Genomic DNA, 15,642 nt, shown 5'->3' with positions numbered 1-15,642 from the left:
CAAGGATATGGCAGAGACAACGTCACCCAGGGGACGGGTAATTCAGTCGTGGTCGCGGCAGGGCGGGGAGTCGCCGCCGCGCATCGTCGGCGGCGACGGCTGCCGGTTCTTCGACGCCGCGGGACGGTCGTATCTCGACTTCGGCTCGCAGCTGGTGAATGCCAATCTGGGACACGGCCGTACGGAGGTGCAGGAGGCGGTGCAGAAGCAGGTGGCCACCATGGCCACGCTCGGGCGTCCCTGGGACGTGGAGATCGTCGAGGAGCTGGCGCATCGGCTCGCCGAGATCACGCCCGGCGATCTCAACTCGTTCTTCTTCGCCTGCAGCGGCACGGAAGCGAACGAGGCGGCGATTCGGCTGGCTCGGGCATATACCGGGCGCAGCAAGGTAATTGCGCGCTACCGGTCGTATCACGGCAGCACCGCGGGCGCGTTGACCCTGACCGGCGAGCCGCGCCGCTGGGCCGGCGAGCCCGGCATGCCCGGCGTGGTGCGCATGCTCGATCCCTACACCTACCGCTGCCCAGCCGGGCATCCCACACCGTGCCCGGTGTGCTCGGGCGCGCCCCATCTGCGGGAGTTGCTCCAGTACGAGGGCGCCGAGAACGTGGCGGCGGTGATCATCGAGCCGATCACCGGCATCAACGGCGTGATCATGCCGCCCGACGGTTATCTGCAGGGCATCCGGGAGGTGTGCACCGAGCACGGCATCATGCTGATCCTCGACGAGGTGATGACCGGATTCGGGCGCACCGGAACGTGGTTCGCGTGCGACCGGTGGGATGTGGTGCCGGACATGATCACCTGCGCGAAGGGCTTGACCGCCGGGTATATACCGCTGGCGGCCGTCGCGGTGAGCGACCGGCTGTCGGGCTGGCTACAGGACGCCACCTTCCCGTACGGGCTCACCCACAGCGCCCATCCCGTCGGCTGCGCGGCGGCGGTGGCCGTGCTGGGCGTGTACCAGAAGGAGCGGCTCATCGAGCGCTCGAATCGACTGGGGTCCTTGATCGAGGCGGAGCTGCGGGCGCTGGCCGATCGGCATCCCTCGATCGGGGACGTCCGGGGCACCGGCTGCTTCTGGGGGCTGGAGCTGGTGCGCGACCGGGTGACGAAAGAACCACTGGTGCCGTTCAATCCGGATGCGGCGGCCGCCGCGCCGATGACGCGGCTGACCGCCGAGGCCTTCCGGAAGGGCCTGTATCTGCTCACCCACTGGAACATCATCCTGGTGTGCCCGCCGCTGGTCATCGAGGAGTCGGAACTGCGGGAAGGGATGGCGCTGTTGGACGAAACGCTCTCGCTCGCCGACGAATACGTCACGGAGGGGTGAGCATGGGCGGCACCGTCGCGATCAACGAACTCGTCGAGCAGACGGCGGCGCAGCGGCCGGCCGAGTGCGCGGTGCGCGTGCGCGGGTTCTCCGCGGGCACCAGCGCCGAGATCAGCTGGCACGGGTTGGTGCAGAAGGTGCACGAGTACGCCGCGAAGTACCGGCACGACGGTCTGCGCGAGGGTGCGGTCGCGGCCGTCGCGTTGCCGTCGGGCATCGGTCACGTCGTCGCCACCCTCGCGCTCTGGGAGGTCGGCGCCACGGTCGTGCCGGTGGACCACCGCTGGTCGGCCGCGACGAAAGAGCGCATCGTAGAACGATATCCACGCGGGTGGGTGGTCGAAGGCGACGACCTCGGCCTGGTCTCCTACCACCGGCGCGCGGTCGCAGCGCCGCAGCTGCCGGCGGACGGGTTACCCCGATCGGTGTCGCTGTCCGGCGGAACCACCGGCGACCCGAAACTCGTCGTCCGCAACCGCCCGTGGGCGTACGACTCGTCGGAGCCGTTGAGCAGCAAAGAAAGTGCGCGCGGGCTGGGTTACGGACAAATCCAGCTGGTCGGCCTGCCGCTGTACCACGCCGGTTTCGGGGCGCTGTATCACGGACTCGCGCTGGGGCATCGCATCATCGTGCCCGGCAACGCCTCGCCGAAACTGTTCCTGGAATTGCTGAGTTCCGAAGGGGTGCAGGTGGTGCGGACCGTGCCCGCGCAAATGGGCACGCTGCTGGAAGCCAGTGGGCGGGTACGGCATCGGTTCTCCGCGCTGCGCCTCGTCGTGCACACCGCGGCCCGCTGCCCGGAATCGGTGAAACGGGGTTGGCTGGAGCTGGTCGAGCCGACCAGCGTGTACGAGGAATACGGCAGCGTGGAACGGATCGGTGTGCTCAGCATCCGCGGCGACGAATGGCTGGCCCATCCCGGGTCGGTCGGCCGCCCCCGGCACTGTTCGGTCCGCATCCTGGACGAACGACGCGAGCAGGTCGCCGCCGGCACGACCGGTGAACTGTTCATGACCGACGAGAACGCCACGCAGCCGACCTATCTCGGCGACGGACCGGGATTGGTCGAAGCGGACGGGTATTTCAGCGTCGGCGACCTCGCGTGGCAGGACGCCGACGGCTATGTGACGCTCGTCGGCCGACGTGACGACGCCATCGACGTCGGTGGCGTGCAGGTCTTTCCCCGCGATATCGAACGGGTCCTGGAACGTCATGGCGCGGTTCGCGACGTCCGGGTCCGCGCGCTGCCCGATCGCCGTCTCGGCGAGGTGGTGCATGCCGAAGTCGCCGTGCGCGGCGACGATTCGGGCGAGGTGCTCGCGCAGCTGTGGCGCAGCTGCCGCGCCGAGCTGAGCAGAGCGCAGATGCCCCGGGCGATCGAGATCGTAGCCGACGTCCGGCGCAGCGCCGCGGGCAAATTGCACAGGGCGGACCAGGAGTCGTAGTGGAGCAACAGGTTTGGGCCGTCGTCGGCCGGGTGTGCGGCACCGGTTACACCGAACCGGACGCGAACTTCTACGAACTCGGGGGCGATTCGCTGCTCGCGGGTGAGCTGATGACCGCGCTGCGCGCGGAATTCGAGACCGAGGTGCCGATGCACCTGCTGTTCGAGGCGCCCGACATGGGTACCTTCGTCCAGGAGACGCTGCAGGTGCTGTGAGTCAGCAGGGCGGGTCGTAGCGGCCGTCGACGGCGGTCCAGCCGCCGTCGACGTACAGCATCGTCCCGGTGACGAAGCTGGACGCGTCCGCGGCCAGAAAGGCGACGGCCCCGGCGATTTCGCTCGGCTCGGCCCAGCGTCCGAGCGCGCTCTTGGACGCGTACGCCGCCCGCCACTGCGGTTCCGCGAAGATCGAGTCGGTGAGCGGGGTGCGCACGACCCCGGGTGCGATGGCGTTCACCCGCACTCCGGCCGGGCCGAATTCCGCCGCGGCCCCGCGGATCAGCTGGACCAGCGCGGCCTTGGTCGCCGCGTACACGGCTTGCCCCGGTTCGACGGTGACCGCCCGGATCGAGGACATGCCGACGATCGAACCGCCGCCCCGGGCGACCATGCCCTTGCCGAACGCCCGGATCAGATGGAAGGCGGCCCGCAGATTCAGGTCGAGTACCGCGTCGAATTCGGCTGTCGCGTAATCGAACAGGCGCTTGCGCACATTGCGTCCGGTGGTGAAGACGAGCACGTCCAGGTCGGGCAGCTCGGCGGCGGCAGCGGCGACGGCGTCCGCGTCCCGCGCATCCAAGGCCAGGGCGACGGCGGGGGAGCCCGCGAGTTGCGCCGTCTCGTCGGCGCGGCTGCGATCGATATCGGCGCATACCACCTCGGCACCGAGTGCGGCCAGGGCGAGTGCCGATTCGCGTCCGATGCCGCTGCCGGCGCCGATGACCGCGGCGCGTTTGCCGTCGAGCCGGAAGAGCGCCTGGTAGTCGAGTGCGGCGGGGGTGACGTCCGGGTGCGTGGTCATCAATGCGTCCTGAATTTTCGAGGTCCGAATGGGTTACCGCGGGTAGGGCAGGGTGACCGTCTTGACGGTGCTCATCTCGCGGATCGAGTAGGCGATCCCTTCGCGGCCGAGTCCGCTGGATTTCACGCCGCCGAACGGGAGGTGCGGGGAGTCGAAGTGCGGTCCCGCGTTGAGGTTCACCGCGCCGACCCGCAGCGCCGCCGCGAGCGTGGTGAAGGCGGCGACGTCGCCGGTCACCACCCCGGCCTGCAGGCCGTACCTGGTCGAGTTGGCCACGCTGATCGCCTCGGCGGTATCGGCCACCCGGATCACGGGGGCGACCGGGCCGAAGGTCTCCTCGACCACCAGTTCGGCGTCGGCGGGCACGTGATCGAGCACCGCGGGCGTGATGAGCGAGCCACGGCGTTCGCCGCCGAGCAGCAGCTTCGCGTGCGCGGCAACGGCTTCGGCGATCCGCCTGGCCACCGTGTCCGCGGCGTCCATGCTGATGAGCGGGCCGACCTCGGTCGCGGGATCGAGCGGGTCGCCCGCTCGTTTCCGCTGCGCCGCCTCGACGACCCCCGCGACGAGATCGTCGGCCACCGCGCCCACGGCGATCACGCGTTTGATGCCGCGGCAGGACTGCCCGGCGGTGGCGAACGCGCCCTGGGCCGTCAGCTGCACCGCCAGGTCGAGATCGGCATCGGGCAACACGATCAGCGGATCGTTGCCACCCAGCTCCAGCAGGAGTTTCTTCCCCGCGGCGGCCACCGAGACCGCGCGGCCCGTGTGCGCCGATCCCGTGAAGGTGACCATGTCGATGTCGGGGTGCCCGGCGAGCGTGGGGCCGAGTTCGCCGGGCGCCCCGGTGGTGACGACGAGATGTTCCGGCGGCAGACCGGCTTCGAGCATGATCTCGGCGAAAGCCAGTGCGGTGAGCGGCGTTTTCTCCGAGGGCTTCAGCACCATCGCGCAGCCCGCCGCGACAGCGGGCGCGAGCTTCACGACCAGCTGGTTGAGCGGCCGGTTGAACGGCGTGATCGCCGCGACGAGCCCGATCGGCTCGAACATGGTGAGCGCCAGCCGATCATGTCCCGGCACCGGAATGCTTTCCCCGCGCAGCCGCTCGGCCTCGTCCGCGGCGACCGTGAGATTCGTTGCGGCCCGGTCGGTTTCCCGGCTGGTCTCGGCGAGGCAGACACCGGATTCGCGCGAGATCAGCGGTGCGAGGTCGCCGGCTCGTGCACGGATCAGGCGGGCCGCGGTCCGCAGGATGGTGGCCCGCTGATCCGGCCGCAGGGGTCGCCAGGCCGCGCGCAGGCCGCGGATGGCGGCGTCCAAATCGGAAACACTGTCGCGCGCAACGGTTCCGACGGTTTCGCCGGTCCACGGATTGCGCACCGGGAACTGCTCGGCGGCGGATCGGTGGGCGCCGTCACGAAACATGATCGTCTCCTGTCACGAAGGCCTTGAATCGGCGCGCCACGTCGGAGGGTCCGACGGCGGGGCGGCCCAGCCGCTCGACCGAACCGGGACGAATCCTGAGGTAGAGCAACGCCGGGCCCGGTTCGAGCTGTGCCGCCTTGACCGCATCGATGAAGTCGGCGAGGTCCGCGCAGTCGAACACGCGGGCGTAGCCGCAGGCCCGCGCGAGCGCGGGGAAGTCGACCTGTGCCGCGAGACTCTGCTGCCCGCCGGTGGAGTCGTGCACGCCGTTGTCCAGCAGGACATGGATCAGATTGGCGGTGCCGTGCGCACCGACCGTGGCAAACGTGCCCAGCCGCATCAGCGCCGCACCGTCCCCGTCGAGCACGACGACCGGCCGGCGGGTGTGCCGCGCGACGCCGAGCCCGACGGCGCTCGCGGACCCCATCGCACCGACCAGGTAGAAGTGCTGCGACCGGTCGGCGAGGGTGTAGAGCTCCCGGCTGGTCTTGCCGGTGGTGGACAGCACGGCAGCGGTCTCGGGCAGAGCGCCGAGGAGCGCCTCCAGCGCCGCCATGCGCGTGGGCGCGACCCGTTCGGCCCGCGACCGGGTCACCGTCGGCAGCACCGGGTTCGGCAGCGACGGCTCGGCGAGCGGCTCGGCGGCCACCACTCCGTCGCGCAGAATGAACGCGAAAGGCCGTTGTTCGTCGGCCATTTCGGCCCACCCGGCGGTCAGGCAGTCGTCGAGTCCGGCGGCGTCGGCGGGGAGCACCGCGTGGCCGACCTGCAGGAGATCCAGCAGACCCGGCGTAATCGCGCCCATCAATTCGTGCTGCGGTTCGTCCGGGCGGCCCGGTTCCCCGCGCCAACTGACGAGCAGTGGCACCGGTATTCGGCTCGGGTGGGTGAGCGAGGTCAGCGGGTTCACCATGTTGCCCAGCCCGGAGTTCTGCGCCATTACGCACGCCGTCGCTCCGGCCAGCCAGCACCCTGCCGCGACCGCCACGGCTTCGCCCTCGTGCGTCACCGGCAGGTATCCCGCGACCGAGCCGGACGCCGCGCGGTTGATCATCGGGGTCAGGTAGGAGCACGGCACGCCCACCACGTCGGTCACGCCGCGCGCGACGAATCCGCCGAGCAACTCGTCCGCGCCGATCACGAATCCACCCACTTCTTCGCCAGCTCGGTGTAATGCGCCTCGTCCGCCTCCAATTCCGGATATCCCATGAGGCCGAACACCTCCTGCAGCGAGGCGATATCCGGCTCGACCGCGGTGGGGCCGTCGCGCAGCAGCGAGCGGCACACCTGGCGCATCGCGGCCACCGAGGCGCGCATCGACTGATTGGCCCAGATCACCGCGGCGATACCGAGTTCGGCGAACGTCTCGCGGGGCACGGTGTGGTACGTGGTCGGTGCGATCACGAGCGGCAGCCGGGCCGCCCACTCGGTGGTGAACTCGGCGATCTCGTCGATGGTGCGCCGGCGGGAGTGGATGAAGATGGCGTCGGCGCCCGCCTGCCGGTACGCCTCGGCGCGGCGCAGCGCCTCGGCCGTACCCGCGCCGGCGATGAGGGCCTCGGTGCGGGCGACGAGCACGAATCCGGGACCGACCTCGTCGCGGCAGGCCGCGATCTTGGCGCACATGTCGCCAATCGGCGCCAGCGGGTGCCGGTCGCCGAAATAGGAGTTCATCTTCGGAAAGACCTTGTCCTCCATACACATTCCTGCCGCGCCGACCCGCTCGGCGCGGGCGGCGAAGCGGCGGGCGGTATTGAAATTGCCGTATCCGGTGTCGGCGTCGACGAGCACCGGGATCGCGCCCGCGTCGACGACCCGGGCCACCAGATCGAGCATTTCGCCCCAGGACACCTCGTCGCTGTCCCGCGCGCCGAGGGCGGTGGACATGCACAGACCGGACGCCCAGATCCCGGCGAAGCCGGCTTCGGCGGCGATGCGGGCGCTGAGTCCGTCGTGGGCGCCCATGAGGAACGACGGTTCGGGTCCGGCGAGCAGCTCGCGCAACCGCACACCGGCGCAACGCCGGGCCGGCGCGGCGACCGTTCGAAGGGGGAGGTTCTCCATCACGCGCAATGCCTCTCGCACTCGGTATCGAAAATCGTTGGGGCGGCCACGGATCACGTCACCCGGCCCGCGACGGGCGGCGGACCGCCGGCCAGGACCTGGGCGACACCCTCGGCGATCCGGCGCCGGCAGCTGCGCTCGGATTCCACCGAGAGAAACGCGCGGTGGGCCGAAACCACCACATCCGGCCTGGGCAACAGCTTGCGCGCGGCCGGATCGTCGTTCGGGTCCTCGGGTGTGAACACGTCCGAGGCGAAGCCGCCGAGCCGGCCCCCGTCGAGCGCTTCGAGGATCGCCGCCGGGTCGACCAGGCGGCCCCTGGCCGCATTGACCAGCAGCGTGCCCGGCTGGGCCGCGGCCAGGGCGTCTGCGTCGATCAGCTGATCGGTCTCCTCCGTCAACGCCGCGTGCAGGACGACAGCGTCTGCGGCAGTGAGCAATTCGGCCAGTGAAGCGACGGCGGTGACGCCGTGACCTGCCATCAGATCGGCGGCGACGTAGGGGTCATACGCGATGACCGTTTTGTAGAACGCCTGTAGTTTCCGGGCGGTCGCCCGCCCGATCCGGCCGAATCCGATGATCCCCGCGGTGCACAGCGACACCCGCCGCGGCACCCCGCCCGCGTGGATATTCCACTGCTGTGACTTGACGAGACGATCCTGAGTGCAGACCTTGCGTTCCAACGCCAGCAGCAGGGCGAGGGTGTGCGTGCTGACTTCGTCCACGCAATAGTCGGGCACGTTGAACGAGACGATCCCGGTCCCGGCCAGCAGCGGGGCGTTGAGATTGTCGATGCCGACACCGCTGCGCGCGATCACCCGGCAGCGCGGCCCGACCGCGTCCAGCAACTCGGGTGTGACCTGGCAGCGGTAGATCACCAGGGCATCCGCCCCACGCACATGGTCGTGGAACTCGGGACCGGAGAGTACGTAGCGACGGTCGAAAAGCCCTAGACGTAGGTCGATTTCGCGGCCGAACGCGGTGCGTTCGATATCCGCGCGGGCGAGGTCGGGTTGTCCTCGTTCGTTCAGGGCCCAGGCCGGATCGGTGTAGACGACGCGCACTCTTGCCTCCCGTGCTGACGCGGCGCGGTGTTCAGGAGTCGTAGCCCCAACCGCGGTTGTCTCGGTGGCCGCGCTGCACCGTGGCGCTCGCGGCATAGGTATTGGTCAGCTCGAACAGGTCGAGGTAGCCGAGGTGTCGCCCCGAGCCCAGCTTGATCAGTGCGCCCTGGCCGGACCAGCGATGCGCGACGAACGGCGCGACCCACGCCGACCCGTCCACTGCCAACTCCGCCTCTGCTTGCTGCCCGTCGGCCCGAATCCAGTGCAGCGTCGGCGTTCCGGCGGTCACGAGATAGTGCGTTTCGGCGGGTTCGAACAGTTGCTCGCCCGCCGCGCCGTCGACCCGCAGATACAGCCCGGTGAGATCGGGCAGATGCGGGGCCGCGGCCAGCGAGGTGACCGTGTATCCGCGGAAATCCCTTGCCTCCTTGCGGCATTCGGCGACGTCCTTGAAGGTCTTACCGACCGCGTCGTGCCGGGCGACGGGCCGGATCAGCAGCCGGTAGTCGAAGCCGAGCGTCGTGCCCAGCTCGCGCAACACCTCGACGGCGCCGTCATCTATCGCCGCGACCAGCGCGTCGGGCGTCAGACCCAAGGTGACACCGGCGGATTCGACCGTGTGGCCCCGGCGGGCGAGCAGCAGCCGGGCCACCTGCTGTGGGTCCACGCCGCCGTCGAGCCAGGCGAGCAGCTCCCGCGCGGCCGGATCGGACCAGTCGTTGACCTCTTCCAGGAGCCCGGCCAGCGGGGATCGGCCGGTATAGGACACGATTCGGGCCGGTTCGGTACCCGCGAGCGAGTAGGTGTGCGGACAGTAGGACGGCTCGACGTAGGAATCGCCGACGATCCAGCGGTCGGTGTCGGTGTTGGCGACGATCACCTGCCAGGTCGACTCGTCGAGTTCGGTGCCCCAGCGGCCGTGGATATCGCCCGGGCCGAGGTTGATCGTGATCGCCGGTTCCAGGTGCCCATTGTTCAAGGCGGGCAATCGATTCGCGGGACACAGGATATCGAGCACAACCGGGGCGACCGCGCCCGGCGGCGCCGCCATTGTGTAGTAGTTGTAGAAATGAATGCCGTCGCGCTGAATGGGACGCCGGGTGTCGCGGAGTTCACGCGCGGTGCGGACCAGGACGGTGAGATCGCGTCGCCCGCTCGCGACGAGATGTTCGGGGGTGATCTGGAGCGTGCGGGTCATGATAGCGACGAGATCGTCCGGCCATTCGCAATCACCGGAAACAGCCAGCAATTTCGCTAGTTCCGCAGGATCGATACCGAGCGTGCCCGCTATCTGCCCGGTGGTCACTTTCCGAATGTTGAGCCAGTGCACGACCTTGTAGTTGTCAACGAGCATGATCTCTCTCCGCACTCCCGGCCAGTAGCTGGGTCAGGGTCGCCACGTCCACCCGGCGCGGGTTGTTGCCCGCGCGGTCGTAGGCGAGGGCTTCGGTGGCGATCCGGGCCGCCTCGTGGTGTAGCTCCGGAGGCGGCGGCAGCGCGGGCGAGCGCACCAGCGCGGCCACCTTCCCAGCGAGTTCGTCGACGCTGCCGGCGCCCGCGGCGCGCACCACCCGCGTGATGGCGTCGCGCACCCGCTGGGCGCCGCGCGGGTCGGTGCAGTCGGCGCCGACCTGCGCGTTGTACCGCAGCACCGACGCCAGCGTGAGGCCGCACGCGTGCCCGTGGCTCAGCCCGTGCCGCAGCGTCAGCGGGTACGACATCGCATGGCACACAGTGGTTCCCGCGATGGCGATGGCGCGACCGGCGAGATGTCCGGCGAGCAGCGCCGCGCCGCGATGGGCCGCGCTCAGGTCGGTGTGGCGCTGCTCGAGCACCTCAGCGAGCTGGGCCCAGGCGGCCGCGCCCAGCCACTCGGATCGTTCGTCGGCGCGGATCGACCACGCGCCCTCCAGACCCTGCGCGAGGGTGTCGAGCAGGCAGCTGACGAGATCGGCCGCGGGCAGTCCGATCAGCAGCTCCGGGTCGAGCACCGCGGTCACCGGCTGTAACGCGGTGCCGCGCAGGGACAGTTTGCGGCCGCGGTCGCGGTGCCAGATGGTGGCGAACGGCGTGGCCTCCGCGCCGGTTCCGGGTGTCGTCGGCAACGCGACGACGGGTGGCGCGCCCACGTCGTCGGCCGTCCCCGCGCAGGCCAGGACCACCGCGTGCGGCGTGCGGTCGGCGCTGGTCGACAGTGCCGCAGCGGCTTTGCCCGCGTCCATGACGCTGCCGCCGCCGACCGTGACGACCACTTCGGCGCGATGCGCGCGGATTTCGTCCGTCAGCCGGGCGACGGATTCGGGTGTGGGGAGCCCCGCGTGCACGACGGTGCGCAGCGCGAAACCTTGGAATGCGGCGAGTAGTGGTTCGGCCCAGACCCGGTGGTGCAAGCCGTTGCCCGCCACCAAGAGCACGCGCGGCGCGCCGGTGCCTGCTGCCGCGCGCACCACGGCCGGGGCGACCTCGGCGGCGCGTTCACCCACGAGGGTGCGAGGCGAGTCCAGCAGCACGGTGCTGACCCGGAATTCGGCGGCGTGCATCGACCACCTGCCTCCAGCAAACGAAGAGATCCCAGTGACGGGAAATCCCCATCATCCCCCCGGTGTACGGACGAAGTCCTCAGGTTGAATAACACGGTACCCTAGGCTCGGTTAATATCAGAGCTCGTTTGTTTCACCAGTCGTGCATGAACTTCCCAGCGGTGCACGAACTTCCGGAGGCCGGTGCCATGGGGTCGCATGAACATATTCGGCGCCGATCCGCGACGGGCGCGGGCTACCGCGAACAAGTTGCCTTGAATCAGTCCAGGTTCGCCGAAATTGCCCAGTCGTATGCCGGCGGACAGGCGCGCCGGCTGGACGGCGAACTGCTGGCCGAGATGATCCGTCCGCTGGGTGTCGAGCATGTACTCGACGTGGCCACCGGCACCGCCGCGGCGGCGGCCGTGGTCGCGAAATCGGGCGTGCGCAAACGCGTTGTCGGCCTGGACTCGTCCGCGGCGATGCTCCGGCAGGCACGGGCCTCCGGCGTGGATTCGGTGCAACTCGTCGTCGGCCTGGTCGAGGAGTTGCCGTTCGCCGACGGCTCCTTCGATCTCGTCCTGTGCACGCGCGCGCTGCATCACATCGACCGGCCCGAACTCGCGGTGGCCGAGATGGCGCGCGTGGTGCGGCCCGGTGGCCATATCGTGGTCGCGGACAACGTGACCGGATATACGGGCGCACTGCACGAGGAGGTCGAGGCGATCCAGCGCGTGCGGGATCCGGGACATGCCTCGACCCTCGCCGAACACGAACTCGTCGGCCTGCTGCGCGCCAACTCGCTCGACGTCGTGGAATGCCACCGCACCACCAGCTATCGGCCGCTGGCGCAATGGCTGGCCGACGGCGGGACGGGGGCGGTGGACGCCGCCGAGATCCGGCGGCGCCTGGCCGCCCTCGGGCCGCTCGCGGCACCCGGGTTCGGCACGAGCTTCGTCGTCGAGGACGGCGTGGTCGTCGGTCTGCGGCAGGCGATGTCGTGGCTGCGGGCTGATCGGAGCAATGCGTTGTAGCACGGGGACACCCGGCAACGTCCTAGCATGAAAAACACTCACACCTGGGGGTCCCCGTGGACATCGCCGCACTGGATGCCGCAATCGACGAGCCGGAACTCATCGAATTCACCCGCGACCTGGTTCGCACCCACTCGTTGACCGAGGCGGGCCGTGGGGAGCGCGCAGTCGCGGACTTCCTGCTCACCAAGATCAGGGAATGGGGTTGGCAGCCCGAGTTCTTCGACGCGGACGGCCGCCCCAATATCGCGGTCACACTGTCCGGCGGCGGCGGTCCCGGGCCGACCTTGGCCTTCGAGGGACATATGGATGTGGTCACCGAGGGCGATCCGGGCCAGTGGACCGTCGATCCCTACGGCGGCGAGATCCGCGACGGCAAGCTCTACGGTCGCGGCTCGGCCGATATGAAGTCCGGAGTCGCCGCGATGCTGTACGGGACAAGGGCATTGCAGCTGACCGGGCCGTTTCCCGGCCGGATCCGCCTGCTCCTGCTCGCCGACGAGGAAGGGATGATGTCGGGGGCGAAAGCCGCTGTGGCCCAAGGGTTCGTCCGGGATGTCGACGGCGTCGTGTGCTGTGAGCCGGAGGGCGACGAGGTGTGCCCGGTGTCGAAAGGCGCGATCCGGCTCCGGGTGGATTTCACCGGGGTGATGAGCCACGGCGCGATGCCGTGGCAGGGCCGGAACACGTTGCCCGCCATGGCCCGTGCGGTGCTCGGCCTGGAAGCGCTGGAGCACCGGCTGGTGCAGGAGGCGGGGTCGCGACCGCCGCTCGGCGCACCGTCGATCACGCCCACCGTGGTGCGCGCCGGGACCGCCGATCAGCTCAACACGATTTCCGGCGTGAGCTCGATGTTCCTCGATGTGCGCACGATACCGGGCGTGGATCACGAGACGCTGCTGAAGAACATCGGCGAGTGCGTCGACAACGCGGCGCGCGGCTGCGGCATCGGTTCGGCCGTCACGGTGATCGACGATCGCCCCTGGATCTCGACGGACCCGGACGCACCGCTGGTCACGGCGCTGGTCCGCGCGCACGAGATCGTGAACGGGGTCCGTCCGGAACTCGGCGCGGTGCCCGGCACCACCGACGGCACCATTCTGACCTGTCGCGCGAACATCCCGAGCGTGGTGTACGGCCCGGGCGGCAAGTGGATCGCGCACATGGCCGACGAATACGTCGAGGTGCGCGACCTCAAGCGCTACGCCCTGACGTATGCGGTTGCGGCACAAGACTTCCTGCGCGGCGGCGCGGTATCGTGAGCGCCCCGGCGGCAGGCGGAACCAGGCTGCCCCTGACTCCGGGGCAACATCTGCTGGACTTCCTGGAATCCATCCGGCCCGGCGGGGCGGCGGACGCCTTCAACATCTCGTTCCGGCTCACCGTCGACGGACCCCTCGACCGGCAGCGGCTGTTCGATGCCGTCACGCGGACGGTCGAGCGGCACGAGGCGCTGCGCACCGCGCTGGTCCGCGGTCGCGGGATGGCCGAGCAGGTCATCGGTTCCGGCGCCGCACCGGAGAGCACGGTGCTCGGCCTGCCGGCGAACGCGACCGAACTCGAAGCGCTGCTGGTGGCACACAACAACGCGCCCTTCGATCTCGCGCGGCCGCCGCTGCTGCGCACGCTGCTCCTCGAAGATGCGGCGCAGGACCGGCGGCTGCTCCAGGTGACGGTGCACCACAGCGTGGCCGATGCCTGGTCGCTGGAGGTGCTGAAACGCGATATCGGGCAGTTCTACTGCGCCGCCGGTGGTCTCGCGCCGGAGCCCGCGCCGCCGACGGTGCGCTACCGGCAGTTGGTGCTCGACGAGTTGGCCGCACTCGAGTCGCCCGAAGCGGCCGCGGCCCGCGACTTCTGGCCGGAATACCTTGGCGCGCTAGAGGTCTTGCAGATCAACGCGAAAGACGCGGAGGCACCATCGGATCGTCCGGCGATCACCAGCCGCGGTGACCGCGCCGCGACCGCCGCGGAGAGCGCGGCGATCCGGGCCTTGGCCGCTGGCCTGCGCGCGACGCCGTTCATGGTGCTGGCCGCCGCCTATGGATTCGTGCTGGGCCACCTGTGCGGGCGTAGCGAGTATCTGATGCCGACCTTCAGTCACGGCCGCCGGGACCCCCGGTTCCACGAGTCGGTGGCCATGCTGTTCAACCCGTTCGTGCTCAAGTTCTGCTGGTCGCCGGAGCTGACGTTCGCCGGACTCGTTGCTTCGTTCAAGCGGAACAGCTTGGCCGCCTATCGTTTCCAGTGGTACCCGTTCATCGAGGTGCTCGAGCTCTGCCCGGACCTGTCCGTCTCGCTGATCGACCCGAGCAGTGCGCTGTTCCCGGTGCAGATGCTGAACGTCCCGAAAACGCCCACCGGCACCGCGCTGTTCGGCCCCGACTGCGTGGCGGCCGAATACGCCGTGCACCGGACGGCGGTGGGCAATGTGCTGCCGATCGACGGCCTGCTCACCATCAAGGGTGCCGACGCGGCGCTGTCCATGACTTTCAATGCGGCCCAGCGGTTGTGGAACGACCGCTTGGCGGCCGCGATGTGCGCGTCCGTCCTCGGCGTGTGTCTCGGGGCCGCACAGGATTCCGGTATCACGTTGCGGCAGTTGGCCCGCACCGTCGACCGGCACTTCGGTAGCAACGGGTGGAGCGTCTGATGGAACTGTCCAGGGTGGCCGTCGTCGACGGCGCGAACGGATACGTCGCGAGCAACACGATCTGTGCGATGCTCGACCGCGGCATCCGGGTCAAGGCGCTGGCGCGCGGCGCGCGGACCCGGGTCTTCGAGGCGCTCGCGGCAGCGACCCTGAACGAGGGCGGCGCGCCACCGCCCGGCCTCGCGAATGTCGAGACCTACGACTGCGAATTGGCCGAGGAATATCTGGGGATCGATGATTTCACCGCCGCGGTGATCTTCTCGGAACCGTGCGATTTCTGGCATTTCGCCGCGGCGGTCGATCTGTCACCCAATCGGCCCGCATTGCTCGAGGAGGTGAATGTCCGCGGCACCGAGCGCGCATTGCGCCTGTTCGTCGCGCACAGCAGGCCGGGTTCGCGCTTCTTTCTGATCAGTACCGCCTATGTCGGTGGTATCTCGGACACACCGACCGCGGAGAATTGGCAGCCCGTCACCGACGCCGGTCGATTCCGGACGGTCTACGAGGCCACCAAGTGTGCCGGAGAGCTGGTTTTCCGGGACTACGCGCGCGAGCACGGCGTCGCGGGCGCGGTGCTGCGGCTCGGGCAGGTGGTCGGCTCATCGAAGACCGCGCACACCACCTCGGATTTCGGCATCTACAACTTCATGTCGAACATGAAGCGGGTGGCGCGCCGTTTTCCGGGCGGCACCGCCGCCGTGCAGGTGGCGGCTGGGGCGACGCTCAATCTCGTGCCCATCGATACCTGTGTCGAATGGCTGCTGGGCCTGGCCGAGGTCGACGACCTGCCGCAGATCGTCAACCTGACCGATCGGGTAGGCGTGCCTGCGGACGAAACGGTGCGCATCATCGGCGCCGGACTGGGGATGAGCCTGCGACCGGTGCGCCCGGAGGAGTGGGGCGACGCCGGGCTGAGCGTGCTGGACCGGGCCGTGGCCGCGCGGATGGCCTACACCGGGAAGTACCTGATGGAACGGATCGAATTCGACCGGCGCAACCTGGAGTCGGCGCTCGGCGTGCCGGAGTCGGTGTGCGACCTCGGACTGGTCGAGCGACTCGTCGCCTGGTATTTGAAGTAGTGTCGG

The 15,642-nt window shown here is 69.5% G+C and carries 14 protein-coding genes; 7 read left to right on the top strand and 7 right to left on the bottom strand.

The features are described 5' to 3' along the window. Window positions 1–7: 7 nt before the first annotated feature. From O3I_RS21580 to O3I_RS45580, 3 genes are read left to right on the top strand one after another with little or no spacing between them, the layout of a single operon-like run. Window positions 8–1,333 (top strand): aminotransferase class III-fold pyridoxal phosphate-dependent enzyme, encoded by a 1,326-nt coding sequence (locus O3I_RS21580; protein ID WP_014985099.1) that lies wholly within the window; start codon window positions 8–10, stop codon window positions 1,331–1,333. Window positions 1,334–1,335: 2 nt separating this feature from the next. Then, window positions 1,336–2,778 carry a class I adenylate-forming enzyme family protein gene (locus O3I_RS21575; protein WP_014985098.1) on the top strand — a complete coding sequence of 481 codons (1,443 nt, stop codon included), beginning with the start codon at window positions 1,336–1,338 and terminating at the stop codon, window positions 2,776–2,778. Next, window positions 2,778–2,993 (top strand): acyl carrier protein, encoded by a 216-nt coding sequence (locus tag O3I_RS45580; protein ID WP_014985097.1) that lies wholly within the window; start codon window positions 2,778–2,780, stop codon window positions 2,991–2,993. The genes O3I_RS21575 and O3I_RS45580 overlap by 1 nt, the downstream gene beginning before the upstream one ends. Before the next feature lies 1 nt (window position 2,994). Here the strand turns inward: O3I_RS45580 and O3I_RS21565 are convergent, their stop codons facing one another. From O3I_RS21565 to O3I_RS21535, 7 genes are read right to left on the bottom strand one after another with little or no spacing between them, the layout of a single operon-like run. Further along, complete coding sequence (locus O3I_RS21565; RefSeq protein WP_014985096.1) at window positions 2,995–3,798, bottom strand: SDR family NAD(P)-dependent oxidoreductase; 804 nt, start codon at window positions 3,796–3,798, stop codon at window positions 2,995–2,997. Between the two features lie 33 nt (window positions 3,799–3,831). Then, window positions 3,832–5,223: an aldehyde dehydrogenase family protein gene (locus O3I_RS21560; RefSeq protein WP_014985095.1), complete on the bottom strand. Its 1,392-nt coding sequence runs from the start codon at window positions 5,221–5,223 to the stop codon at window positions 3,832–3,834. Then, on the bottom strand, window positions 5,213–6,376 hold the full coding sequence (gene aepY / locus O3I_RS21555) for a phosphonopyruvate decarboxylase (protein ID WP_202804857.1): 1,164 nt from the start codon (window positions 6,374–6,376) through the stop codon (window positions 5,213–5,215). The genes O3I_RS21560 and aepY overlap by 11 nt, the downstream gene beginning before the upstream one ends. Beyond that, window positions 6,361–7,287, bottom strand: coding sequence for an isocitrate lyase/phosphoenolpyruvate mutase family protein (locus O3I_RS21550; protein WP_014985093.1), 927 nt, complete (start codon window positions 7,285–7,287; stop codon window positions 6,361–6,363). Before O3I_RS21550 ends, aepY begins: the two co-directional genes overlap by 16 nt. A 53-nt stretch (window positions 7,288–7,340) precedes the next feature. Next, window positions 7,341–8,351 carry an NAD(P)-dependent oxidoreductase gene (locus O3I_RS21545; protein WP_014985092.1) on the bottom strand — a complete coding sequence of 337 codons (1,011 nt, stop codon included), beginning with the start codon at window positions 8,349–8,351 and terminating at the stop codon, window positions 7,341–7,343. Between the two features lie 31 nt (window positions 8,352–8,382). Next, window positions 8,383–9,705 (bottom strand): hypothetical protein, encoded by a 1,323-nt coding sequence (locus O3I_RS21540; RefSeq protein ID WP_014985091.1) that lies wholly within the window; start codon window positions 9,703–9,705, stop codon window positions 8,383–8,385. After that, a complete protein-coding gene (locus O3I_RS21535) occupies window positions 9,695–10,891 on the bottom strand; it encodes a phosphonoacetaldehyde reductase (RefSeq protein WP_014985090.1) in 1,197 nt (398 codons plus the stop codon). Before O3I_RS21535 ends, O3I_RS21540 begins: the two co-directional genes overlap by 11 nt. 254 nt (window positions 10,892–11,145) lie before the next feature. On the opposite strand from O3I_RS21535, the gene O3I_RS42815 reads away from it, so the two are divergent. Genes O3I_RS42815 through O3I_RS21515 form a run of 4 tightly spaced genes read left to right on the top strand, consistent with a single transcriptional unit; the run spans window position 11,146 to window position 15,636 of the window. Then, the gene (locus tag O3I_RS42815; protein ID WP_167829159.1) at window positions 11,146–11,904 is read left to right on the top strand and encodes a class I SAM-dependent methyltransferase; all 759 of its coding nucleotides are present in this window, start codon (window positions 11,146–11,148) and stop codon (window positions 11,902–11,904) included. A 56-nt stretch (window positions 11,905–11,960) separates the two neighbouring features. Then, window positions 11,961–13,166 carry a M20 family metallopeptidase gene (locus O3I_RS21525; protein ID WP_014985088.1) on the top strand — a complete coding sequence of 402 codons (1,206 nt, stop codon included), beginning with the start codon at window positions 11,961–11,963 and terminating at the stop codon, window positions 13,164–13,166. Further along, window positions 13,163–14,557 (top strand): condensation domain-containing protein, encoded by a 1,395-nt coding sequence (locus tag O3I_RS21520; RefSeq protein WP_014985087.1) that lies wholly within the window; start codon window positions 13,163–13,165, stop codon window positions 14,555–14,557. The genes O3I_RS21525 and O3I_RS21520 overlap by 4 nt, the downstream gene beginning before the upstream one ends. Beyond that, on the top strand, window positions 14,557–15,636 hold the full coding sequence (locus O3I_RS21515) for an SDR family oxidoreductase (RefSeq protein ID WP_041562761.1): 1,080 nt from the start codon (window positions 14,557–14,559) through the stop codon (window positions 15,634–15,636). The genes O3I_RS21520 and O3I_RS21515 overlap by 1 nt, the downstream gene beginning before the upstream one ends. Window positions 15,637–15,642: the final 6 nt, after the last annotated feature.

The organism is Nocardia brasiliensis ATCC 700358 (assembly GCF_000250675.2).
In the GTDB taxonomy this organism is placed as follows: Bacteria; Actinomycetota; Actinomycetes; order Mycobacteriales; family Mycobacteriaceae; genus Nocardia; species Nocardia brasiliensis_B.
The sequence above is the reverse complement of the archived record's forward strand: the minus strand, read 5'-3'. Positions and strand labels throughout refer to the sequence as shown.